This window comes from Aliiruegeria lutimaris, from assembly GCF_900099935.1.
Taxonomy (GTDB): domain Bacteria; phylum Pseudomonadota; class Alphaproteobacteria; order Rhodobacterales; family Rhodobacteraceae; genus Tropicimonas; species Tropicimonas lutimaris.
In genome coordinates, this window is the sequence record NZ_FNEK01000059.1 from 1 (window position 1) to 23,343 (window position 23,343).

18 protein-coding genes are annotated in these 23,343 nt (G+C 60.8%); 5 read left to right on the plus strand and 13 right to left on the minus strand.

Going from position 1 to position 23,343, the window contains the following annotated elements; all coding sequences use genetic code 11:
- The first annotated feature begins 912 nt into the window (after positions 1-912).
- From BLR85_RS20790 to BLR85_RS20810, 5 genes are all read left to right on the plus strand, one after another.
- A complete protein-coding gene (locus tag BLR85_RS20790) occupies positions 913-2,268 on the plus strand; it encodes an IS1380 family transposase (RefSeq protein WP_093161792.1) in 1,356 nt (451 codons plus the stop codon).
- A 439-nt stretch (positions 2,269-2,707) separates the two neighbouring features.
- A complete protein-coding gene (locus BLR85_RS20795; protein WP_093161820.1) occupies positions 2,708-3,652 on the plus strand; it encodes an NAD-dependent epimerase/dehydratase family protein in 945 nt (314 codons plus the stop codon).
- 175 nt (positions 3,653-3,827) lie between these two features.
- Positions 3,828-5,444, plus strand: coding sequence for a PQQ-dependent sugar dehydrogenase (locus tag BLR85_RS20800; protein WP_093161823.1), 1,617 nt, complete (start codon positions 3,828-3,830; stop codon positions 5,442-5,444).
- A gap of 367 nt (positions 5,445-5,811) precedes the next feature.
- Positions 5,812-6,783 carry an ATP-grasp domain-containing protein gene (locus BLR85_RS20805; protein ID WP_212635121.1) on the plus strand — a complete coding sequence of 324 codons (972 nt, stop codon included), beginning with the start codon at positions 5,812-5,814 and terminating at the stop codon, positions 6,781-6,783.
- Positions 6,783-7,442, plus strand: a complete 660-nt coding sequence (locus BLR85_RS20810) for an HAD family hydrolase (protein ID WP_093161826.1) — start codon at positions 6,783-6,785, stop codon at positions 7,440-7,442. The genes BLR85_RS20805 and BLR85_RS20810 overlap by 1 nt, the downstream gene beginning before the upstream one ends.
- On the opposite strand, the gene BLR85_RS20815 is transcribed toward BLR85_RS20810, so the two are convergent.
- The 13 genes from BLR85_RS20815 to BLR85_RS20875 form a co-directional block, all read right to left on the minus strand.
- Positions 7,394-8,530: a glycosyltransferase family 4 protein gene (locus tag BLR85_RS20815; RefSeq protein WP_093161828.1), complete on the minus strand. Its 1,137-nt coding sequence runs from the start codon at positions 8,528-8,530 to the stop codon at positions 7,394-7,396. The two genes, BLR85_RS20810 and BLR85_RS20815, sit on opposite strands and share 49 nt — an antisense overlap.
- Before the next feature lie 36 nt (positions 8,531-8,566).
- The gene (locus BLR85_RS20820; RefSeq protein ID WP_212635122.1) at positions 8,567-9,667 is read right to left on the minus strand and encodes a glycosyltransferase family 2 protein; all 1,101 of its coding nucleotides are present in this window, start codon (positions 9,665-9,667) and stop codon (positions 8,567-8,569) included.
- Positions 9,607-10,578, minus strand: coding sequence for an NAD-dependent epimerase/dehydratase family protein (locus BLR85_RS20825; RefSeq protein ID WP_093161834.1), 972 nt, complete (start codon positions 10,576-10,578; stop codon positions 9,607-9,609). The genes BLR85_RS20820 and BLR85_RS20825 overlap by 61 nt, the downstream gene beginning before the upstream one ends.
- Positions 10,579-10,587: 9 nt before the next feature.
- On the minus strand, positions 10,588-11,832 hold the full coding sequence (locus tag BLR85_RS20830) for a class I SAM-dependent methyltransferase (protein WP_342028806.1): 1,245 nt from the start codon (positions 11,830-11,832) through the stop codon (positions 10,588-10,590).
- 127 nt (positions 11,833-11,959) lie between these two features.
- A complete protein-coding gene (locus BLR85_RS20835; protein ID WP_093161840.1) occupies positions 11,960-13,147 on the minus strand; it encodes a DegT/DnrJ/EryC1/StrS family aminotransferase in 1,188 nt (395 codons plus the stop codon).
- 31 nt (positions 13,148-13,178) lie between these two features.
- Positions 13,179-14,315: a CDP-glucose 4,6-dehydratase gene (rfbG, locus tag BLR85_RS20840; protein WP_093161842.1), complete on the minus strand. Its 1,137-nt coding sequence runs from the start codon at positions 14,313-14,315 to the stop codon at positions 13,179-13,181.
- 10 nt (positions 14,316-14,325) lie between these two features.
- Positions 14,326-15,132: a glucose-1-phosphate cytidylyltransferase gene (gene rfbF / locus BLR85_RS20845; protein ID WP_093161844.1), complete on the minus strand. Its 807-nt coding sequence runs from the start codon at positions 15,130-15,132 to the stop codon at positions 14,326-14,328.
- A gap of 101 nt (positions 15,133-15,233) precedes the next feature.
- Positions 15,234-16,892, minus strand: a complete 1,659-nt coding sequence (locus BLR85_RS20850; RefSeq protein ID WP_093161846.1) for a hypothetical protein — start codon at positions 16,890-16,892, stop codon at positions 15,234-15,236.
- A complete protein-coding gene (locus BLR85_RS20855) occupies positions 16,889-17,317 on the minus strand; it encodes a GtrA family protein (RefSeq protein ID WP_093161848.1) in 429 nt (142 codons plus the stop codon). The genes BLR85_RS20850 and BLR85_RS20855 overlap by 4 nt, the downstream gene beginning before the upstream one ends.
- Positions 17,314-18,600 carry a glycosyltransferase family 4 protein gene (locus BLR85_RS20860; protein WP_093161850.1) on the minus strand — a complete coding sequence of 429 codons (1,287 nt, stop codon included), beginning with the start codon at positions 18,598-18,600 and terminating at the stop codon, positions 17,314-17,316. Before BLR85_RS20860 ends, BLR85_RS20855 begins: the two co-directional genes overlap by 4 nt.
- The gene (locus tag BLR85_RS20865) at positions 18,597-20,648 is read right to left on the minus strand and encodes a polysaccharide biosynthesis protein (RefSeq protein WP_170844673.1); all 2,052 of its coding nucleotides are present in this window, start codon (positions 20,646-20,648) and stop codon (positions 18,597-18,599) included. Before BLR85_RS20865 ends, BLR85_RS20860 begins: the two co-directional genes overlap by 4 nt.
- Before the next feature lie 672 nt (positions 20,649-21,320).
- Positions 21,321-22,139, minus strand: a complete 819-nt coding sequence (locus BLR85_RS20870; protein ID WP_170844674.1) for a sulfotransferase family protein — start codon at positions 22,137-22,139, stop codon at positions 21,321-21,323.
- Positions 22,140-22,146: 7 nt separating this feature from the next.
- Entirely contained in the window at positions 22,147-23,337 is a 1,191-nt protein-coding gene (locus BLR85_RS20875; protein ID WP_093161859.1) for a glycosyltransferase family 4 protein, read from the minus strand.
- Positions 23,338-23,343: the final 6 nt, after the last annotated feature.

A 23,343-nucleotide genomic window follows, 5' to 3' on the forward strand; every position in this document is an offset into this window, starting at 1 on the left:
TTGATGGCTGATTGAAACCAGCCCTTCGAGGTCCCCATCGGGACGCGGTTCCGAAGATGCCGAGTTCAGGACCGTCGCCGACGTTCCAGTCGAGCACGCCAATGAGATGGGCAATTCGGATACCGCACTGAACCAGCATCATGTTGGCGGCCATCGCGCCGACCACGGACCGAAGCATGAACCCGAGGGAGATCTGTTAAAGAAGGGCTGGCGAGAAACGCCACAACGGACAAAAAATACAGATGATCGGCGCTCAAAGGAGAGCGTCGGACGATCGTGTGTGGGCAATCCCCATTGACAGAGCCCGCCCCGTTACCGAAGTCCTGAACCGAGTGCGGTACTGATGAACCAATGAGTTTGCAATCTTTGGGCTAACCTATGGGAAAGCTCGGAGAAGTTCACGGGCAGAGAGGGCTAAATGATGGAAACACGAATTAGCGCATCCATTTCTGTTCTTGCCGGAAACATGGCGCACGACCGCTCGGTGGCAAAGTCCAGACATAGCGGTTCCAGCCTGCAAGTGCAGCTGACACGGCCCGCCCGCGGCGCCCCTCAGGTTACAAGCACGAAAAATTTCGACGATTTTGCATGCATCTACCGCCATAGTTGCGGGAAGGTCGACGCACCCTCTGGCGCGCGGCGAAGGGCGGGGACGTGCCGGTATCAAGGCTCCGACGGCGGATCACGCTTACGAAGACCCGCGCGCTCGGTCCCTCGTCTGCCGCGACGAGACGCACTGAACAAGAAAGCGCTGGAATCTGCGAGCCGATTTTCGCGGGCAAGCGCACACTGACATTGGAAAGACGCAATCACCTAAACCCGCATTTCCCAAGTAGCTTGACATTTTCGCACCTCCGATTGCCAGTAACGTATTATATTTCAGCATGTTAATCGGGTTGAAGGTGGCGGATTATGGATCACCCGGAGGGTGCGCGCGAAACGGGTGATGGGCGGCTTGGTTTTGACCGCCGGGTGCGGCTGGAATTTCGTGGCACGCAGCTCAGTTCCGACGGCGGTCTTCTGGTGATGCGCGAGTTGGATGACGTGCTCGGGCTGTCTGATCTTGCGTCGGGTGCGCTCAATGACAGCCGCCGTGGCAAGAACACCGTTCACCGGCATGACGGGCTTTTTCGACAATCGGTCTATGGCCGGCTTGCGGGCTACGAGGACGTCAACGACGCCGACCGACTGGCTCTTGATCCCGTTATGCGCCAGGTTGTCGGTGGCCGTGCCGTCGATGCGCAGGCAGCCTCGGCATCGCAGATGGGGCGGTTCGAGACCGAGACGCTGGCCCTGCCCGAGAACCGGGCGGTGCTGGCCGATCTGAACGGCACGTGGATTGACCGCTTTCATGATCGCAACGGGCTGAAATACATCACGCTGGACATGGACAGCTCGGTCAGCCCGACCCATGGCGATCAGGAAGGCACAGCCTGGAACGGGCATTTCGACTGCACCTGCTACCACCCAAACTTCTTGTTCAACCAGTTCGGCATGCTGGAGCGCTGCGCCCTGCGCAATGGCAATGTCCACAGCGCCGACGGTTGGAAGGATGTGCTCGACCCGGTGATCGCCCGCTACGCTGGCCGCAAGCTTGGTGGCCGCTTCTTCCGCGCCGACGCCGCCTATACGATCCCCGCGATCTACGCGCGGCTGGAAGATGCGGGCTATTTCTACGCCATCCGGTTGCCCGCCAACTCCGTGCTGCGCGAAAAGATCGCGCATCGATTGACCCGCCCCGTCGGCCGCCCCTCGCCAACCAGGGTCAAGCGCCTCTACGAGGACTTCGAGTATCAGGCAGCATCATGGGACAAGCCCCGCCGTGTCATCGCCAAGATCGAATGGCATCCGGGCGAGCTGTTCCCAAAGGTCGGCTTCATCGTCACCAACCTGCCCATGGAACCAGACTGGGTGGTGCGCTTCTACAACCAGCGCGGCACCGCCGAGCAACACATCAAGGAAGGCAAGTATGCCTTCCGCTGGACACGGCTGTCGTGCAAGCGGTTCCGCGACAACGAAGTGCGGCTGCAGCTGCACGCCCTTGCCTACAACCTGGCCACGTTCCTGCGCTGCATCGAGCTACCCGAGGCCATGGCCAACTGGTCGCTGACATCCCTCCAGCTCAAGCTGATCAAGATGGGGGCCCGCGTCGTGCGTCACGCCCGCGCCATCACCTTCCAACTCGCCGAGGTTGCCGTCACCGGTGTTATGGTCAGGGCCATCCTAACTGCGATCCACCGCCTTCGAGCGCCTCCGTCATGTGCGTGACCGCGATCCTGACAGAAGCTGAACGAAAGCGGCAGGACAGGTCTGTCCACCGCGCTGAAGAACGGCAACCCAGGGCGCGGATAATGCGATTTTGCGGCCCGCCCTGCCCGCACTCGAGCGTTCTGACCCATGCAAGCGCCGCCCAAGGCCTGAAGCACTTGATCAGCACGCGAAATCAGACCATCTTGCCATCAAGCGGCAAGCCACTTGGGGAATGTCGGTTTAAGGCTCGGCCTCATCGACAGCGTTCATCTTGGGCAATGGCGTGTAAACGACTTTCCTGTTCTCGATCCCTGACCGGGCAGATGGACTGCTCAGCATGGTCACATCAAAGGACCACATCGACAGAAACGGATTCGTGAATGACCACTGAAACGTTTTCCTGCGCAACCAGCGCATCAGGTCCAGGCGCTTTCCACTGTTCAGTGGGTGCCTGGGCATGAACCGGGTATTGATCACCGGCGGTGGTGGCTTTATCGGCTCGCATTTGGGCCGGGCTTATGTGAGGCAGGGCAGTGACGTTACAATTGTCGCCCGCCCCGGTTCGGCGCTGCACCGGCTTGCAGATCTGGACGAACATTTGCGCGTTGTCCGCGTTGACCTGACCGACACGCAGGCTGTCGCGCAGATGTTCGACGACATCCGCCCCAATGTGGTCTTCCACCTGGCCAACACCACGCGCATTACACCCAGGAAAGATCTGGGCGACGTGGCATTGACGGTCTCGGAAAACCTTGGCCCTCTTCTTACTGTTCTGTCGGGGGCCTTGAATTGCGCCCACCCGCCAGAGGTGTTCGTTCGAACCGGCTCTATTGCAGAATACGGGACAATCCCGCCGCCCTTCGGTGAGGCAAGCCGGGAAGTGCCCGCCGACCCATACGGCGTTTCCCTGCTGGCGGGCACCCATTACCTGCGCGTGATGCAACCCAAACTGCCGTTTCCCGCCATCACCGCGCGCCTGGCGCTGACCTATGGACCCGACCAGTCGGGCGACTTCCTGGTGCCAAGCATGATCGAGGCATTGGTAAGCGGACTGCCGATAGATCTGCGCCGCCCGGATGATCTTCGCGATTTGATCCATGTCGAGGATGCTGTTGACGGGCTCATGACCTTGGCCGCACACGCCTCGGTTGCGCCGCCGCTTGCAAATGTCTCTACCGGGATCTCAACAAGCACGGCCGATGTGGCCCGCATGATCGCAGTCTACAGCGGGGCCGATCCGGCGTTGATTACATTTGGAACACCGGTCGGCCCTCCGGTGATGCTTTGCTCTGACCCCGCCCTATTGCGCACCAGCCTTGGCTGGCAACCCCGGGTCGCGATCGCGGATGGACTGCAACGCACCGTCGCGTGGCGTCAGCAAAAGAATGGTGGGCAGCGCTAGCCCGACACCTGGGCGCGCCAGGGGGAATGGCCAACCAGTTCCACAAAACGCCGAATTGACGCGCACCAGACATCGTTCGGGTCATTCCTGATACAAATGTTGTTGGAGAATTGATCCGAATTCATCTAGAATGGAACGCGGTTTCCATTGTTATTTTTGGTGAGAGGCATTCGAAATGAAATATTTGAAAGTAGTTTTAATTCTTCTGGTTGTGTCGGGAACAGCCTTTGCCTTCGGGATGTACTCTACGATAAAAAAGAACGCGGTGTTCGACGGGATTGTGACCCTTGGGCGCAGCGTGAAGGCAACCGTGTCAGGCAGTTCCAGCGGGACGCAGGATATTGTCCTGCTCGACTTCGCGGATCGTTCACTGCTTGACACCAATCGGCTGCCGTTCAACCAGAAGGAAGTGCGCGTCAAGATTGAAAACGGCCGGCAGCAACAAATGGTTGCAGTTGTGAAAGCCTCAGACACCACCGCAATTGTCGTATCCGAGAAAGGCCTTTTGTTCACCCTGACACCGGGCGCTTGCGAAACCCCTGATTGCATGAAGCCGGCCGGTCGCCTTGTGCGGGCCGATGGCACCGCGCTTGACGATATCTATGACATGCTCGTGGTGCCGGGGGCGACTGGGAATGACTATTATGTGTCGTTCGGTCAGGAAAACCGGGCACAGAACACCAAGGCATTCTATCTGTCTCGCATCCAGATTGCGGACACCCCGGATCCGCAGAGTACCCTTGGCGTTGAAGACGTGGTCTTTGAAAGCACGTCCTTCAGCCTGGAAAACGGCCACGCCGATGTGTCTGGTGGCGGTGCGCTTGCGTATGACGCGAATGCCAACCGTATCATCATGACAATCGGCGATTTCGGGCTGAACGGCTATGCCAACCGATTCATCGGCGATGTGCCCCCCGCTCAGGATCCAGAAAACGATCTGGGCAAGATCCACGCAATAGATCTGGCCACCGGCACCAGCGAAGTCATCAGCATCGGTCACCGGAACCCACAGGGCCTAACCATCACCAGAAAGGGCGAGATCGTCAGCACCGAACACGGGCCCAAGGGCGGCGACGAAGTGAACATCGTCGTTGCGGGCAAGAATTATGGCTGGCCGCAAACCAGCTTCGGTACAATGTATGAACAATACACTTTCCCCGATAAACCGCTGGACGCAAGCGTCCCGCATGGCGGCTATCAGCCACCACTTACCGCCTTCGTGCCGTCCATTGGGATCAGCGCGCTGCTCGAAGTACAGGGGCTGCACAAGGCCTGGGACGGCGACCTGCTAATCGGGTCGTTGAAGGCGCAGTCGCTTTATCGCATCCGCCGTTGGGACGCCGGCCATTACATGGAGCCAATCCATTTCGGCGACCGTATCCGCGACCTAGAAATCGTCGATGGAATCCTGTTGATCGCATCGGACGCCGGCAAGGTTTACATGCTGAAGCCACTGGATGATGTGGATATGCTGCGCACCGGGATTGGCCTTGTGAACAACAAGAACGCCCTGTCCGAATGCGGCCAATGTCACAATCTTAGCGGCGCGCGGTCCACCGAATTTGCCCCGCATCTGGTGAATGTCTTTTCACGCCCAATCGCCTCGCTGACCGATTTCAACAACTATTCAGACGGGCTCAAGGGCCGTGCAGAAGAGTTATGGACGGAAGATAACCTGAGGGCGTTCCTGGCTGACCCGCAATCCTTTGCGCCGGACAGCGGTATGCCCACCCCAAGGCTTTCCGCCTCGGATACGGAAGAGATCATTGCACTGCTGCCATTGCTGCGTTGATCCGTTCGACCGCGCCCCAAGCTGAAGCCTGTTCGTTTGCCTGAGTGCCGACGCCGGACGGTGAAAAGGGTCATGATGGCGTTTCGCGGGGCAGGCAGCCCGGTGCGAAACCGTACCTATGCATGACATGTCCACAGATATGTGGTATTTTGATTTATCGGGGTAATATCCTTCAAAGCACGTCTGTAGTGCAGAAAGCGATAACTGCATTGCAGGAATGAGTTTCGTTGCAACAACAGCCCGGCGCACGGGGCCCGGTCGGATGATCTTGGCCAAACCTTTCGTAACGACCCAAGATCAAAGACTTTCTTGCGGTGTGTGATAGGGTTGCCCTGTCGGTTCGGTGAACGTTCCATTGGAGGCTGGGATGTCCCAGAGTGTTTTGCGGGTATTGTTTTGTTCGGCAGGCCGGCGGGCCGGTCTCGTGGAGAGATTTCGTGCGGCCGCCGAACGGCTGGATGTCGGGTTGGAGATACTTGCCTGTGACATGATACCGGAGCAGAGTGCGGCCTGCTTGCTGGCGGACAAGAGCTTCCGTGTTCCTCGCTGCAACGATGCCGGCTATCCGGATTCGGTGCTTTCGATCGTGCGCGAACATGGCGTGGACCTTGTCGTTCCAACAATCGACCCGGAATTGTTGCCCCTGTCCCGGGCGGCCGAGGATTTCGCCGCCCTCGGGGCAAGGTTGCACGTGTCGCCAGAGTCGGTAATCGAAGTGGTCCGGGACAAGTTGCGCACGTCGGAAGTGCTCGCGGCCGCCGGGGTGCCGGTGCCGGATTCCGCGGATCACGCCGCCCTGCTGGCGAATCCGGAGGCGCTTGGCTGGCCAGTTTTCGCCAAGCCAGGCGGAGGCAGTTCAAGCCGCGGGCTCCAGGTGTTTCAGCGGATCGAGGAGGTCCCGGAGCGTTTTCCCGAACCGATGGTGTTCCAGAAACTCCTTCAGGGCGATGAATACACGGTCAACATGTTCGTCGATGCCAGCGGAGCATTGCGCACGGTCGTACCGCATATGCGGGTGCAGGTGCGCGCGGGAGAGGTCGAAAAGGGACGGACGGTTCGGCGCGACGACCTGCATCAGATTGCCGAAGGAATCGTGCGCGCCTTGCCGGAACTGCGTGGTGTCGCCTGCTTCCAGGTGCTCGACGATCCGGCGCTCGGTCCTCGGGTGATCGAGATCAATGCCCGGTTTGGCGGTGGTTATCCGCTGGCCGACGAGGCCGGAGCGACATTCGCGCAATGGCTTCTGGAAGAGGTTTCGGGACGGATATGCGGGGCGCATGACGACTGGCGCCCGGGCGTCTGGATGGTCCGTTACGACAGCGCGGTGTACCAGGGCTGATGCTCGTATTCGATCTGGACGATACGCTGTATCTGGAGCGCGAATTTGTCCTTTCGGGCTATCGCTACCTCGATGGATGGGTCGCGGCCCGGACCGGGACTGCGGGTTTCGGAGATGCCTGCATTGACCTGTTCGGCGCAGGCGAACGCCGGCGGGTATTCGACCGAGCCTGCGAGCGGCTCGAAATGGAGCCGAGGCCGGAGCTGATCGCCGAGCTGGTTGCGGCCTATCGCGGGCATCCGCCAGAGATCGCGCTGGCCGAAGACGCCGGACGATACCTTGCCGCGAGGGCGGGCCCCTTCGGCCTGATCACGGATGGGCCGGAACACATGCAAAGGGCGAAGATCGCTGCGCTGAAGCTGGAGCGGTGGATTGCGCATATCCGGCCCACCGGTGCCTGGCCGGCAGGTTTTAGCAAGCCGCATCCGCGTGCCTTCGAGGAGATGGACAAGCTCTGCTCCCCGGGGCCGATGGTCTATGTTGCGGACAACCCGGCAAAGGATTTCGTCACGCCCAGGGCGCGTGGCTGGATCACGGTCCAGATCCGGCGCCCCGGCGCCATCCATTCGCCGGTTCCACCGGACGACCGTCACGCGGCGCATGCCGAATGTCAGAGTTTCGATGAGCTGGATGAGGTGATCGCCGGTTTTCCGGGGTGAGACCGGACCGGGGCAGAGGTAGCGGCACCCTCTATCATCCGATCCCATTGCCGCATCACCCGTTCGGGCGAAAGCCATTCGACCGTGGGATCCGCCGCGCGTGACATGGCTGCGCGCCGTTCCGGGTCGCAGGCCAGGTCCAGGACGGAGCGGGCAAGGGCGGCGTTGTCCTCGGCGGGGACAAGCAGCCCGTTTTCCCCCTGCCGGATCAATTCGCGTGGGCCGTAGTCGCAATCGAAGGACACGACAGGCAGGCCGCTCACGGTGGCCTCGGCAATGACATTGGGAAAGCCCTCGAAACGCGAGGAGACGACGAGAATGTCCTGTCCACTTATCCAATCGCCGGGAGGGCAGGTGCCGGGCAGAAACACGTTGTCGGAGAGGCCGAGACGGTCCCGCTGCGCTTCAAGCGCGGCACGCTCGCGGCCCTCGCCGAAGATCGTCAGCCGGGCTTCCGGCAGCGCATCGCGGATCGGGCGCATGGCGTCAATAAGCATATCGAATCCCTTCTGACGATCCAGCCTGCCGACGGCGACAAGGTTGCTGCCGATCCCGGCGGACGCCGCGGACTGGCCGAGGGGCGCGCACGGGTTGGGAATGACTACGGCCCGCGAATGCAGTCCTGATGGCAGGTCCTGCCGGGCACGCTCCGTTTGCATGACGATGCAATTGGCGCGCCGCGCCAGCAGTGACTGGGCGTGGCTCCATATCGGGTTCGCGTTCTGTACCCTGGGATTGTTGCGCTCGGAGATCGCGACCGGCACCGGGAGCCGAAGAGCGGCGAGCAGCACCAGCGTGTTGACCTTGGTCAGGAAGGAAATGACGACATCGGGCTGCGTCTGTCGGATCACGCGCCGGATATGGCGCAGCCTGTGCCATTGAACCCGGCGGCCTGGCGCCTGGGACTCGCGGCACATCGGGTGCAGGCGGACAGTGTCCGGATAGGAGAAGAACGAACCGCCATCCGGGATTGTCAGGGCGGCAACATGAACCTCGTCGCCCTGTGCCGCGCGGTTTGCGGCGATCATCGCGATGATCTTTTCCGCGCCACCCGCGCCAAACCCGGCTTGAAAGAACAACAGTTTCATTGACAGAGAGCGATCCTGATTGAGCGTTTCGGAAGACTATTCGGCCGCATTTGACACGGACGGATCTCCGTGCTTCGCAGACAGGCCTGGTTCTTCCCGGCGGCTCTGGTGATGTCCGCTGGATTGCGAATCTCGGGCCGGTCCTTCCTCTGGCGGGTTCAGTTCTGCTTCGACCAGCGGCCGGTGCAGATCCTTTGATTGCAGGAAGATGCGGCCGATATACTCTCCGAGGATGCCAAGGAACATCGCGTTCAGGGTCATCGAGAGCAAAAGCAGGATCGTCGTGGTTGCAAAACCGGCCGGCCAGTCCTGTCCGAACACGAGCTTGCCGACGGTATAGCCGATCAACAGCAGGAAAGTTATCAGTCCGACCGTCAGGCTGATGAGGGATGCCAGTCGGAGCGGCACCAGCGAGTGATTGATAAGGCCATCCACGGCGAGGGCGATCATGGATCGGAGCGGAAACTTGGAGGTTCCGGCGGTGCGGGCCTGGCGGTCGTATTCGAAACCGACCTGGTTGAACCCCATGCCACTGATCAGCCCGCGCACATAGGGGGAGCGGTCGTCCGTCCGGCGCAGTTCGTCGAGAATTCGGCGATCGGTCAGCCGGAATTCTCCGGCATTGCGGGGCAGGTCGTCATTGCTGATCTTGTCGATGAGCGCATAAAAGGCGCGGCGCAGCCATGCGATGACCGGCCCGTCGGGAAGGCTGCGGCGGATGCCATAAACCACGTGATACCCCTGGCACCATGTGTCGAGCATCTGCGGGATCAGTTCGGGTGGATCCTGCAGGTCGCAATCGAGCTGGATCGCGCAGGCGCCGCTCGCGGACCGATAGGCCGTCAGCACCGAGGCCTGGTAGCCGACATTGCGCGAAAAGCGGATCACGCGCACACGCGGGTCGGCCGCGGCGATCTCGGTCAGGATCTCGAATGTGCGGTCGGAGGAGTGGTTGTCGGTAAAGATGATCTCGGGCTCGTAGCCGGGCAGCTCGTCGAACACTGCAATCACCCGGTTATAGGTATTGCGAACATTGTCCTGCTCGTTCAGCGCGGGAATCAGGATCGAGACACGGGTCATGCCGGCACCATCGTGTTGGTTTGCAAGGTCGGGGTGGCAGTGTTCTCTCGTACCCATTTCACGGTCCTTTCGAGGCCATCCGGGAGCGGGATTTGCGGCGACCAGCCAAGGCTGTCGCGGATATGTGCGGGCGAGCAGACCAGTTCGACCGGTGCGTGATCGGTCTGCTCGATGCGGACGAGGTCCGGTGTCGCATCCGTCAGCTCGACCAGCATCCGCGCGATTTCGGCGACGCGCGGTGCAACGCCGCTGCACAGGTTGACCAGAGAACCGGCGGCATCGGGTTCTTCCGCGATCCTCAGCAGCCCCCGAACAACATCATCGACATGGATGAGGTCGCGCCGGTCCTGCGGGCGACGGATTTCCACGGGGCGGCCGTCAAGAAGCTTCGCGATCATCTGCGGGATGAGGAAGCTCTGCGATTGCCCCGGTCCATAGGTGAGCGCCAGCCGCGCGGTGACAGCGCGGAATGGCAACCGCGACTGCGCCATCGTCATGAAATGCGTGCCCGCCAGGAAGGAGGCGCCATAGGCGTTGCGGGGGTTCTCGCGCGCAGTCTCCACGTAGGGTGTGGAAATATCGCCATATTCGGCAATGGTTCCGGCCCGGATGAAGGCCTTCGGCGGAGGGTCGGCGGCGGCGGCGGCCGACAGGAGCGCGATCAGGGGAATCAGGTTTTCGTCCACGCTATCCGCCATGTCCCCCAGGTCGTCTTGCGCATCGAAACGTGTGCGGGCACCGGCATGGAACACGCGCTCGGGCCGTGTTGCGGCAAAGCAGCGTCGAAGCGAGCCGGGCTGCGTCAGCTCCAGCCGGTGAAAGTCAAGCTGACCCTCGATATCGGCGAGACGTTCCATCGAGGAATCGGGGCGCGCAATCACGGCGACCGCATCGCCCCTGTCCAGGCAGGCCCGGGCCAGATGAGAGCCGATGAAGCCTGTCGCTCCGGTTATGAGTACGCGCACCATTCGAATACCTCAGGGAATGATCAACTGCATCGGAAGCGGCAGGATGAACTTGCCGCCGCGCGCCTCGAACTCGGACATCTGCTCGCGGATCTCGTCGAAGAAGTTCCAGGCGAGCACGAGCAGGTAATCCGGCTGCCGCTCGGCCACCGCTTCCGGCGCAAGCACCGGGATCTTCATTCCAGGCGAATACAGACCCTGTTTCAAAGGGTTCCGGTCGACGAGGAAGTCGAGCATTTCGGGTCCGATGCGGAAATAGTTCAACAATGTGTTGCCCTTGGCAGGGGCGCCGTTGCCCGCGATTGTCTTCCCGTCCTTCTTGATTTCGGCAAGGGTCCGGCAGAGCGACCCTCCAAGATCGCGCACGCGCTCCGCAAAGGCGGTGTAGGTCTCGGCCTCGGTCATGCCGGCTCGGCGCTCGTCCTCCAGCATCTCGCCAACAATCCCGGTGCGCGGAGTCTTCAGCGCGGATTTCTGCATGAACACGCGCATCGAACCGCCATGCACCGGTAGCTTGGTGACATCGACCACGTCCAGCCCCACGCTCTCGCCCAGCTTGACGATCGACAGCAGGCTCAGTTCCGAAAGGTGCTCATGATAGACATTGTCGAATTCGTTGGTCTCAAGGATCTCCTTGCCCCAGGGCACTTCAATGATGAAGACACCGTCATCGGCCAGCAATGTCAGGACGCCTTCGGCGAATCCGTGCAGATCGTCGATATGGTTGAAGGTGTTGGTCGTGGTTATGACGCTCGCCTCCCCCTCGGAGGCGCGAAGCTCTGCCGCAGTCTCGGGGTTGAAGAAGGCGGTATGAACGCGCACGCCGCGCTCGGCGGCGATCTCGGCAAGGTTGGCGGCGGGATCCACGCCGAGCGTTTTACCGCCCAGCTTGTTGGCATGCGACAGCATCAGCCCGTCATTGCAGCCGATATCGACGATCAGCCTGCCCTTGGCGCGGTCCACGCAGACCTGCGCCAGTCCGGCGAAATGGGAATGCATGGTCGCCGCGCCGGAGGGCACATAGAGGTAATTGGTGAAGAAATCCGCGGGCACCTGATCGGCGACCTGAATGAGGCCACAATTGAGACAGGCCTGGGCGTTGAGCGGAAAGCTCGGCAATTGCTTTTCGAGATCCTCGGCGCGGACAAACATGTTCGCGGGCGGGTAATTGCCCATGCGCAGGACGGTCATGAGGTTCTCGGACCCACAGGCCCGGCAATCTGTCCGGATCGGGAGCCGTGTTGAGATAACATTTATTTTCTATTCCTTTTGAGATAGTTATTGAGCGCCCTGCTCGCACGGATCTGCTTTCATCGGGCCACGGAATTCGGGTCGCCCCATCCTGGACGGAACCTCTTCATGAGGCTCTTGCCGAAACGCGATGTTAGAACTGCTTTGCGAAGGACTCGAATGTCTCGTGCATGTAAGCGACCTGGGCGTCTTCGAGACCGTGGTGACAGGCCAGGAGGATCCCACCACGCATGACGCTATCGGCCACCGGGTAGCCGGCGGGGTCGCTGCGGAAGCTGACCTCCTTCATTGCCGGCTGGCGCAGGATGTTGCCGGTGAAAACGGGTCGTGTCTGGATGTCGGCCCTTTCAAGATAGATCTGCAGATCGCGACGGCTGAACGGTGCGCCCGAGCGCAGCGTCATCGGATAGGCAAGCCAGCCGGTGCGCGACCCTTCGAGCTGCCGCGGCAGGATGAACCACTCCTCGAACCGCTTGAAAAACCGGAGGTGGGCGTCGAAATGCTGCTCGCGGGTCTGGATGTTCCGTTGCAACTTTCCAAGTTGGACCAACCCGAAGGCGGCGCTGATCTCGGAGGGTTCCAGATTGTAGCCGAGCGCCTCGAACAGGAACTTGGCGTCGTAGTCGATGCCGTCGAGCTGCACGTTGAAACGGTTCTCGATGGATTCGGATTCCACGAAAAGCGAGGAAGACCGGCCCCAGGAACGCAGCAGGAGCGCCTTGCGGGCAAGTTCGGGATCGTTGACACAGAGCATGCCGCCATTTCCGGCGCCATTGATGACGTGCGAGCCATAGAAACTCGTGGTCGAGATATCCGAATAGACGCCGGTGCTCGTCCCGTCGATCGTGGCGCCAAGCGTATCTGCGCTGTCCTCGATCACTTTCAGCCCGTGCGCGTCGGCAATCTCGCGAATGCGCCGCCAGTCCGGAAGGTTGCCGATCAGCGACGGGATCATCATGGCCGAGCTGTTCGGCGTGATCATCCGCTCGATCGCATCCACGTCGATATTGTAGGTGCCCTCGGCGGCATCCACGAATGCGGGCACAAGGCCCTGACGCACAAGCGGTGCAACCGTGGTGGCAAAGGTCAGCGCCGGGGTGATGACCTCGCTCCCCTTTGGAAGGTCGAGAATCTCCACGGCGAGATAGTTGGCCGACGAGCCGGAATTGACCATGATTCCGTGTTCCTTGTCGAAGAGCGCGGCAACGGATTGCTGCATTTCGCGCACGCGCGGTCCCATTTGGGTGGATGTCCTGAGGACCTCGACAACCGCGTCGATCTCTTCCTGGCCGTGAACCGTCTGGCCGTAATTGACTCTCATCTTCTGAAATCTCCTCTGAAACCCTGAACCGTTACTCGACGACAAAGGCGCTGCTTCCGATCACGTCCGACGCCATCCGTTCGCTGTAGAACCTGATCTGTTGTGCGCTCAGTTCACTCATGTCGGCCCTCCTCGCATGGGCCCGGTACCAATCGATGGTCATGGCGATGGCCGTGGGCAAATCGAGCTGCGGCCGCCATCCAAGCTGGGTTTGCGCCTTGGTACTGTCCAGGCGCAGGATACCGGCCTCGTGCATGTTGAAATCGAGTGTCCTGGCGCCTGCAGGAAAGGCGATGGAGGGTGCATTTCCCCCCCAGGACGCCAGGATCATCGTCACCAGGTCGCGAACGTTGATGGAGCCGGCCAGGTCGGGGCCAAAATTCCACGCACCCGCATATTGCTTGCCGTGATCGAGAAGGGCAGCGGCAAGTGCGAGATAGCCGGAAAGCGGTTCGAGGACATGTTGCCAGGGTCGCACGGCTTCCGGGTTGCGAATGGGGACCGGGATTCCGCTCGCGCCGGCGCGGACGATGTCGGGCACCAGCCGTTCCTCGCCCCAATCGCCACCGCCAAAGACATTTCCCGCCCGCGCAGTGGCCAGTTGTGCCCCATCAGGATCATCGAAAAAGGCATGCCGGTAGGAATGGGCAACCAGCTCGGTGCATCCCTTGGAGGCGCTATAGGGGTCGCGCCCGCCCAGCGGATCGTTTTCGCGATACCCCCAGGACCATTCCTTGTTGTCGTAACATTTGTCGGAGGTGATCACGACAATCGCCCGCAGGGATGGCATCTTGCGCGCCATGTCGAGAACATGTGCGGTACCGGAAACGTTGGTCCGGAATGTCTCGGCCGGGTTGCGGTAGGAAGACCGCACGAGCGGTTGGGCGGCGAGGTGGAACAGAATCTCTGCATCAACCCCCTTGAGGGCGTCCTCGAGGGCCGCCGCGTCGCCGATATCGGCGTAGCGGTTCGTGATCCGGCTCTCGATGTCGGTGGAGCAAAAGAACCCCTGACCGGGTTCGGGCGGCAGCGACAGTCCGGATACCTTCGCGCCGAGCTTGAGCAGCCAGGCCGACAACCAGCCGCCCTTGAAACCGGTATGCCCGGTTACCAGCACCTTGCTACCGGCAAAGCTCCCGCCGAAAGTGGGGTCAACGCGACCGGACATGAACTACGCCTCAGATCGCCAGGGCTGGAATGCTGACGGGGTGATCCTCGTCGAAGCACATCCAGGGAGGCGTACCCTCGTCGCATAGCGAGTTCAGCGTGTTGCGGTCGCGGACCGTGTCCATCGGGTGCCAGAACCCCTCGTGGCGGAAGGCCATGAGTTCACCGTCCCTGGCCATCTGGGTCAACGGCGATTGTTCCAACGGCTCCATGTCGTCGACCAGGTAGTCAATGACTCCGGGCTCGAAGACGAAGAATCCGCCATTGATCCAGGTATCCCGCTTTCGAACCTTCTCGGTGAAGGCATCGACACGGTCGCCTTTCAGCTCGATATTGCCGAAGCGGGCTGGTGGCTGAACCGCGGTCACCGTGGCAAGCTTGCCATGCGACTTGTGGAAATCGATCAGTGCGTTGATGTCGATATTTCCGAGTCCGTCCGAATAGGTACACATGAAGGTTTCCGGCTCGAGCCAGTCCTTCAGGCGCCGAATCCGGCCGCTTGTCATCGTATGGGCGCCAGTATCGACCACAGAGACATTCCATCCGCCCGGCGATGTCGGAATCAGGCGAAGTTTCCCGGTATCGACGGAAACGGTAATGTTGTTTGCGATCAGGTGGTAGTTGGCGAAGAAGTGTTTGAGCAGCAAGGCCTTGTACCCGGCTGCGACGATGAAATCTTGATGGCCGAAATGGCTGTAGATATCCATCACCCGCGAAATGATCGGCTTTCCGCCGACCTCGACCATGGGTTTGGGTATCGATACGGTCTCCTCGGCAAGGCGTGAGCCCAGGCCACCGGCAAGTAGGATCGTTTGCATTATTCCCCCCCTTAGAAAGAAAAACTACATAATATTAACAGCGTACGGACGTTTTCTGTTGTGCCTCCCTTGTTCCTGGTCCGACAGATTACCTGCCCCGTTCAACTCCCGTTTTCCGGTGTTCGAATGAAAAGCCGACCGTCGCCATAGCGGTTGTCGAGATTCGGGACGTCGATTTCCCGGTATCCGTTTTCCTGCGCGTAACGCAGCATCGGTGCTTCGAGATCGTTCTCGTAACCGAGCAGAAAAGCTGCGGGCGGGGTCCGGGCGAAGAGCTCGGGCAGGCCGGCTTCTCCGACCATACGGTACATGCGCGCCAGCTGCGGCTCGGTATACGGTGCAATCCGGTAGGCAAACTGGCCGGTCGCGAATTCCGGATAGACCGGCAGGCCCGCTTCCAGCGGATAGATCGGCAGGAAAGTGGCAACCGGTCCGTTGGGCACGTCGTTTGCGGCCAGCGCCTGTTTGATCGCCATCCCCCCGCGCGCAATGCGGGTTGTGGTGAAATCCTCGCGATCTGTGAGCGCCACGAGACCCAACCCCAGCCTTGGTGCGGCGACGAGCAGCATCATGAAGATACTCGCAGCGAAAACCGGAACCGTTTCAAGGCGGCGCTCGTTGCGAAGCCGGCGATAGAACAGCGCGCACAGGATCGGCAGGCAGACCAGTGGCGGGACGTAGTATTGCGGGAACCCCGGCGTCGGAACGAAGCTGAGACCGCTGACCAACAGGATAGTGCCGAACACAACAATGAACTGTCCGCGGAAGCCGTCCTCGCGCACCTTGCCGGCGGCAGTGTCGCGCAGTGCGACCCAACCCAGATAGCTCAGGACGGTCACCAGGATCAGCGCGGCGCCAGACAGCCAGGCGGCGAATGCCAGCTCGACCTTGCCCGCGAGGCCCAATGCAAGACCCGGCTCGGAGGCCGCATTGGCCTGCCAGTAGGCCACATGCGGACCGGTGTGAAATCCGAGGATATGGGCAAGGAACCGTTGCGGGTCGCTGGCAAGAAACCAGAACAGCGGGAGCGCCCCGAGAAGGCCGCCAATCAGCAAGGGCAGAACGACCCGTGCGAGGCGAAAACCGAGGGTGGCATTGACCGGCAGAAAGAAGGCCCCGACGGCAATCATCGGGATGAACATCATGGCACTGACCTTGATCCCCGCGGCCAGTGACAGGCAGATTCCGACGGCAACAAGCTGGGCGAAACGGAGACGTTCCTCGATGGTTTCGGAAATGAACAGCCCGAGGCCAAGCACGGCCAGCGGCAGGGGCAGAAGGTTGTTGGTTGCGGCCATGCCGGCTTGCGTCAGCAGCGGGGTCGAGGTGATGACCGAAATCGCGGAGAAGGCCGCGAGCATGCGTGATCCGGAAATCCGATGAGCCGTCCACGCAATGCCGAGAACCAGAAGGAGCCACGCCAGGAAGACCCCTGTCCGTGCAACCTCAAGCAGTCCGAGATCGCCAAACACAATGTGCACGGCGCGGAAATACCAGGCCGACAGTGGCACATGGTTGAAGAAGACATCGGAATAGAGCTGCCAGTCGGGCAGGAAAGCGGCGGGCGGCACGAACATCATCTCGTCGCGAGTCAGCCCGTAATTCATCATCCGGCCATATATGGCGCCCAACTGGACACCAAAGAACAGCCCGATCAGCGCTCCGAAGGCAACCCGCCGCAGAAGCCGGGCATCCTGTCTTTGCGCGGCAGAACGGCCCACGGCGCGGTCCAGTTCGTTCGGTGCCTCTGCAAAACTCATCCGGCCAGATCCTCCTCACCGGCTGCCACGCCAAGGGCACGCGACACCAGCACGTATGACAGCACGACGGTCGGCCCGAGCGCCAGAAGCTGAGCGACCAGCGGCGACAGGCCGAGGGCAAGCAGGATTGCCAGCACGATGGCGTTGAATCCGTAGGCGGCCAGATATGCCAGGGCATAGGCGGGAAGCCGGGCATAGCCGCGCACACCAAAAACAAGTCGGGAGTGGATCGAATAGTTCCAGATCACACCAAGGCCGAACTGAATTGCCAGGGCCAGTTGCGCATGCGCCCCTGCCAGCACCAGGAGCGCATACATTCCGTACCCGAAGGCAGTGTTCACCACGCCCGCTCCTATGAAACGCACCACACGAGCGTTCTCGAAACCGAGCTGAAATGCTGGCTGGAGATCGTTGCGCGGTGTCATGGCATGCGGACCTCAAGGCGAGAGGCTGGTGCCTGAGTGGTGGTCGGGGGGGTCGGATACGGATTGGGTGTTGGACTACCACCCTCGATGCTCATGCATTGCATGAGGCGGGCGTTCACAAGGTGCACGTCGTTGGTCCGGCAAACATGGGAACGCGCGGCCGTCCCGAAGGTTTCGGCCAGGTCCGGTTTCAGCACGAAACGGCGCATTGCATCCGCCAGCGCTGTCGCGTCCCCGCGCGGCACCACAAGGCCGGAAACGCCGTCTTCGATCATTTCGCCACAGCCTGGACTGTCGGTCGTGATCACTGCGCGTCCGCAAGACATGGCCTCCAGGATGGACCGCGGAATACCCTCGCGCAGGTAGGTCGGCAGCACAAACACGCTGCAGCGTTGAAGATAGGGAACAACGTCGTCGCTGGAGCCCAGGTAGCGCATCAGACCGGCTGACTGCCAGGCCTCCAGTTCGCTGTCATGGATCCGGTCCGGGTTGCTGTCCTTCGGGCCAAGAATATCGATCTCGAATTCGAGCCCTTCGGATTTCAGTTTCTCGGCGGCTTGCGCCAGAACGGCGAGCCCCTTGGACCGCAACAGCCGGCCAACGAACAGAAAGCGAACCGGGCCGGCGGGCACCGGTGTCGGAGCGAAACGGGATGTGTCGACGCCCGAACCCGGAATGTCGTGCAACATCACATCTGCCGGGATCAGCTTGAAGCGCCGGATGTCATTCCGGTCGGCACTGTTGTAGCAGAAGGCCCCGTCAATGCCCCGCAGCGCAAGACGGTGCAGCCCTATCGATATATCCCGTACCAGCCGCCGCCGGCCTTTCGGCTTCGGATCCATGAAGGCGTATCCCAGGCCGGTGAAGAGGGCATAGCGCGCCGGAACGGATGCGATGCGTGCAGCCAGGCAGCCATAGACGATCGGCTTCATGGTATAGGCTATGACGATATCGGGCCTGGCTGCACGCAACTCACGCACCAGGGCCCATAGCGACTTCAGGTCTTGAGCCGGGTTGGTGCCGGTGCGTTCCATCGGAAGTTCGCGATGCGAAATTCCATTGCTATCGAGGATTTCCGCGGTGTCGGGGTCGATTTCCGCGGCGAGGGCGAGCACGTCGTACCCGTTCGCCTGGAAGCGGCGCATCAGGTCGAGACGGAAGTTCACAAGCGAGTATCCCAGGCTTCCGATGATCACCACACGACGCTGGCGAGCGGGTGCGGGCTGGATCCCGGCCCGGCTCCCGCCCGGCGGGCGCAAAGTGTCATGAACCGAAGAGATCACGCGCCGGCCCCCTGTGCGCTGGCCCCGTTCATGGCCGAAAGGTGGGGATGCTTGTTGACGGCAAGCGACATCCCGCGGGACTCCGCTGTCTCGGGCAGAGCGGTTTCGTTCGCCGTTTCCAGCTCTTCGTCAACCGTCCGCAAACCGTTCACACCATAGCCGGGCACCAGCTCCTTGAGCAGGCGCTTGACCGCGAGATCGTCGCCAAGACGGGCGGCCTTTTCCAGCTTGAGCACCATCGCCCGCAACCTGGCGATCGGCACTCCTTCCGGGCGGGCCGAGCTCACGCCCGAGATGCCGCTTTCGTGCCGCGCTTCGGATTTGTCGAAGAGCTCCTCGAACAGCTTTTCACCGGGACGAATGCCGATGATCTTGATGTCGATATCCTTGCGAGGTTGCATGCCCGCGAGCCGTATCATCCGCTCGGCAAGCTCGATGATCTTCACCGGCCGTCCCATGTCGAGCACGAAGATCTCCCCGTGGCTGGTTTCGAGTTTCAGTCCACTGGCCGCCGCGACGAGCGTCAGTTGCACCGCTTCGCGGATCGTCATGAAAAAGCGTTCCATGCGTTCGTCGGTGACGGTCAGCGGGCCACCGTTCGAAATCTGTTTCTGGAACAGCGGAACCAGGGAGCCGGAGGAGCCCAGCACGTTGCCGAAACGAACCGAGAAGAAGCGGGTGCGCTCGTCCGTTTCGTTGGTGATACGGTCCTGAGCCTGAACATAGAATTCCGCAACCCGCTTCGTCGCGCCCATGACGTTGGTCGTGTTGACGGCCTTGTCGGTGGAGATCTGGACCATCGCGACGGCATCGACCATGCGCGCGGCATCGGTCACGTTGCGGGCGCCGACAACATTCGTAAGCACGCCTTCGCAGGGGTTCATCTCGACCATCGGCACATGTTTCAGCGCAGCCGCGTTGAAAACCAGTTCCGGGCGGTGTTTCAGGAAAATGGCGTTGATCCGGGCGGCATCGCGGATCGAGGCGACATACATGCGGCGTGCAACATTCGGGAAATGCTGCGCCAGATCCATGTCGATCGAGTAGGCGTTCAGCTCGGTGTTATCGATCAGCACGAGCTCGGCCGGGTCGAAGGACGCGATCTGACGGGTCAGTTCGCTGCCGATAGAGCCGCCGGCACCGGTGACCAGCACCCGGCGTCCCTTGAACAGATCACGCAGGAGCGAACGTTCGACCACCTTCTGGGGCCTTTCCAGAATGTCTTCGGGATCCAGCGCCCGCATGCGGGGCGCCGTATCGCCGTCATCGCTGGCGACATCTTCCAGCCCGCTCAATCGCGACACTTTCACCCCGTAGGCTTCGGCCCAGGAGACCAGCTTGCGAATTCCGGCGCTGTCGAAGTGGGTCGGCGGTTCGGTCAACACGAGCCTTTGCGGCAACGCGTTGCAGTTCTTCAGGCGGACGATCAGCGCGTCGGGATCCAGCAAGGATCCGACAATCTGAACGTCGTGAAAATAGAGCCCCTGTGTATTGCGGGCGTCATCGACGATGCCGACGGGCCGAAACCGGGAGCGCGTGTTGCGAAGGGATCTCACGAAGAGGTCACAGCTCGTTCCCGTACCGACCAACAGCACCGGGACCAGCGTGTCGCGCTTGTCCTGGAGGCGAAGGCTGCGTCGCGTCAGCTCGCGGCTGCGTGCAACGACACGAAGCGCGCCAAGCGCGGGCATGACGAGGAAGAACTGGATCACGACAACGGACAATGGAACCATCTGCGTCGCGGGTGTCAGGTACGCCAGAAGCGCAAGCATGATGGCGGCGATGGCGCCGCCGCGAGACAGGATCGTCAGGTCGCGGATCGAGATCGAGCGCGAGTGCCGCCGATAGAAACCAGCAAGCGGGAACACGAACAGGCTGACCGCACCGGCCAGGATGGAAAACGGAAGAACTGTGGATAGAAACCCGGGCTGGCCCGAACCCAAGGCCGCGCCCGTCGCTGTCAGAAACAGCGCGACAAAGGCCCCGAAGGCCGCCGAAAACACGTCACCGAAAACCAGTCTTCTATTGGCTCTCAATTCGGCGGCCATCTGGCTCCACCAGCTTTCGAACTCTGACAAACTGGTCCGAGTGGATTCCGATTGCAAACCCAACTTATTCTGATTGGACCGAGATGGACCCTCGGTTGAAAAAGTCTCAGACATAAAAACCCCCCCAGGTTCTGGGTCACTTTGCCTGTATGACTTTTTGGAATTCCGGTTGGCCCGGATTGAAATCAGTTAGCTTCTATTTAACAACCAGTCTAGAAATGTTCTGTTCCACGATCTGGCTTTGCATGAATTCGTCGTTTGCTTAAAATTGACTCAAGCATGTTTGTACTGCCGATGGAAATTTTCCCCACCATTACGGTACATTAACCTTTGTTAATCTGCAACTCAACCTTTGTTAATCTGCAACTCTTATAAGAAAGATTTTCGTATCCGTTTGTAACGAATTGCAACCGAAAGTATCCATGGCTTGTATCCCCGCCGAACGGTCTCAACGCTCGTCCGCAACGTCCCAGCACCGGATCTTTCTGTTAACCGACGATAATGGGACGATTTTCCGGCGCGCGATTCCAGACGCCCACGACCATCCGTTCAGCCGGCAGTGTTCCGCAACAAGAGCCGCGGAATGTAACCGAATGTAACGGCGCTCTGTGTCGGGATGGTTCCGGACGTTTCGATGGCAGGGCCAGAACCGGGCACTCAAGCGTCAGTCCGCTAGAGCGAACGGCAAGCCGGCCACCGTTTTCCCACATGTGGAGCGAATCGGCGCAGTGCCTCGAGATCCGTCCGGAAGTATTCCGCCATTTCCGCCTCGAGATCTGCTGGAAGCGGCGGGTAATTCACCGGACGCGCGATGGCGTTGCGCAACTGTTGTACCGGCCAAGTGTCTCGTACCGGATCCAGAACCCTGCGCACAGGCGCCAGAACCCGCCGAATGCCGAGCGGAACCACGGGTAAGGTCTTGTCCTTCACACGGTCTTTCACCGGCGGCGCCAAGTCTCCCCCGAGGCCGATATACTCGGCAACCCGCTGAGCCTGCGCCTCCGGAGCATCGCGGATTCTGTCGAAATCCAGCACCAGGATACGATGGTCCCCGAACAGGTTGCGATACTTCTGCAGATGATGCGCATATCGGCTCTGGTCCAGGAAACGGTCTCCGGCGGTCGCATTCGCCGGGTCGAGATACTGACGGATATCCCTGGTCACCTCGCCGCGCCGGAACAGCATGCAATACTCCGAATAGGTGCGCTGTACCGGGTCACGCAGCTGCGTGATCAGTTTCACGTCCGGCAAATCGCGCGCGATACGTTCAGCCGCCTCCGGATCCGTCAGGTAGGAATTCGACTTCTCGCCGACAAAACTGGCGTTGTCTGCTCCCGAGAACTGCTCCTGGAACCAGGCGCTTCCCCGGTGATATTCCCGCGAGAAATAGTGCAGTTCGGGCGCCGGCATGAACACGTCCGGATTTGCCGAAAGCGACAGTTGTAGCCAGGTGGTGGCGCATTTCGTGGCCCCGATGATAAGAAAATCCACTTTGGTCTCAGGCTGCATAAGCACGGCGCCTCCTCCGCGAGACCAGATCATCGTAGATCCGGCTTACCTGCTCGATATGGCGCGCCGTCCCCAGGGTATCGTGTACATGCTCCTGTGCGCGTGCGGTGATCGCAGAGGCGAGCCCGGCCTCCTGCAAGAGGTGGTACACCGGCGTCACAAAGGCCGAAGGATCGAACGGATCGACCAGGAAACCCGTATCGCCGTCGCGGATCGCCTCCGGGTTTCCGCCATGTTCGGTGGCGATCACCGGCGTTCCCAGATGCATCGCTTCGATCAACGTGCGTCCGAACGGCTCTTCAAGCGCTGTGACAAGCATGGCATCCATCGCCGCCATCGCCGGTTCGATGGGCGATCGGTGACCCATCAAATGCAAATGTTCACCGATCCCCAATGACGCGGCCAACGAACGGCAGCGTTCATCGAGGCCGGAATCCGCGATCTCGAGCTTGCCGAAAACGCAGCCGTGGACGGCACGATCCGAAAGCGCCGACACGATATCTGCCAACGCTCTGACAAAATGTTCGGGCCGCTTTCTCTGGTTCAGAACGCCGAAATAGCCCAGCAGAACCGCATTTTCCGGCAGGCCGAGCTCTGTGCATAACACGGCGTGGCATTCGTCCCGGCTTGGTATCTCCTTGGAGAAATCGAACGGGCTGCGGACGATCTCCAGCCGGTCAGCAACAGAACGGATCGGCTTTCTGGGCTGCGAGAACGCCGACACGCAGAAAATCCTGTCGGCCAGCAGCGGCGCGATACGGTTTACGCCGGCCGCATCCGGACCCTGGCGATGATGCCAGATGAAAGCCGCGCCAGAGAGCCTTGTCGGCAGAGCCCAGTTTGCATGCATTCGTCCGTCATTAGTATGCACGATATCCACATCCATCTCGCGGAGCAGCGCTACCAGCCTGGGAACGGACCGTACCAGGAAACGTGTGAACGATACATCCTCGGCGCTTCTGGAATAGCGGGGCGCGATGATGCCCGGCTCGGTCAACAGGCGGTAGTCCAGCCCGAGAGATCGAATGTAATCGCCAAGCGCGCCGCCTTCTCGGTGAAGCGCGATGATCGGCTCGAACCGGGCGCGATCCAGCCCCGCAATGAGACTGAGCGTCGAGACATGGCTCCCACCAAAGGTGTCACCGCCGACAAAGGGGAAAAAAACACGAACTGGCTGCAAATTACC

Excerpts from the sequence above, each read along its gene's own strand:
- BLR85_RS20790 (WP_093161792.1), top strand. The coding sequence starts at position 913 with ATGGATCACCCGGAGGGTGCGCGCGAAACGGGTGATGGGCGGCTTGGT.
- BLR85_RS20795 (WP_093161820.1), top strand. The coding sequence starts at position 2,708 with ATGAACCGGGTATTGATCACCGGCGGTGGTGGCTTTATCGGCTCGCAT.
- BLR85_RS20800 (WP_093161823.1), top strand. The coding sequence starts at position 3,828 with ATGAAATATTTGAAAGTAGTTTTAATTCTTCTGGTTGTGTCGGGAACA.
- BLR85_RS20805 (WP_212635121.1), top strand. The coding sequence starts at position 5,812 with ATGTCCCAGAGTGTTTTGCGGGTATTGTTTTGTTCGGCAGGCCGGCGG.
- BLR85_RS20810 (WP_093161826.1), top strand. The coding sequence starts at position 6,783 with ATGCTCGTATTCGATCTGGACGATACGCTGTATCTGGAGCGCGAATTT.
- BLR85_RS20815 (WP_093161828.1), bottom strand. The coding sequence starts at position 8,530 with ATGAAACTGTTGTTCTTTCAAGCCGGGTTTGGCGCGGGTGGCGCGGAA.
- BLR85_RS20820 (WP_212635122.1), bottom strand. The coding sequence starts at position 9,667 with ATGGGTACGAGAGAACACTGCCACCCCGACCTTGCAAACCAACACGAT.
- BLR85_RS20825 (WP_093161834.1), bottom strand. The coding sequence starts at position 10,578 with ATGGTGCGCGTACTCATAACCGGAGCGACAGGCTTCATCGGCTCTCAT.
- BLR85_RS20835 (WP_093161840.1), bottom strand. The coding sequence starts at position 13,147 with ATGAGAGTCAATTACGGCCAGACGGTTCACGGCCAGGAAGAGATCGAC.
- rfbG (WP_093161842.1), bottom strand. The coding sequence starts at position 14,315 with ATGTCCGGTCGCGTTGACCCCACTTTCGGCGGGAGCTTTGCCGGTAGC.
- rfbF (WP_093161844.1), bottom strand. The coding sequence starts at position 15,132 with ATGCAAACGATCCTACTTGCCGGTGGCCTGGGCTCACGCCTTGCCGAG.
- BLR85_RS20850 (WP_093161846.1), bottom strand. The coding sequence starts at position 16,892 with ATGAGTTTTGCAGAGGCACCGAACGAACTGGACCGCGCCGTGGGCCGT.
- BLR85_RS20855 (WP_093161848.1), bottom strand. The coding sequence starts at position 17,317 with ATGACACCGCGCAACGATCTCCAGCCAGCATTTCAGCTCGGTTTCGAG.
- BLR85_RS20865 (WP_170844673.1), bottom strand. The coding sequence starts at position 20,648 with ATGGCCGCCGAATTGAGAGCCAATAGAAGACTGGTTTTCGGTGACGTG.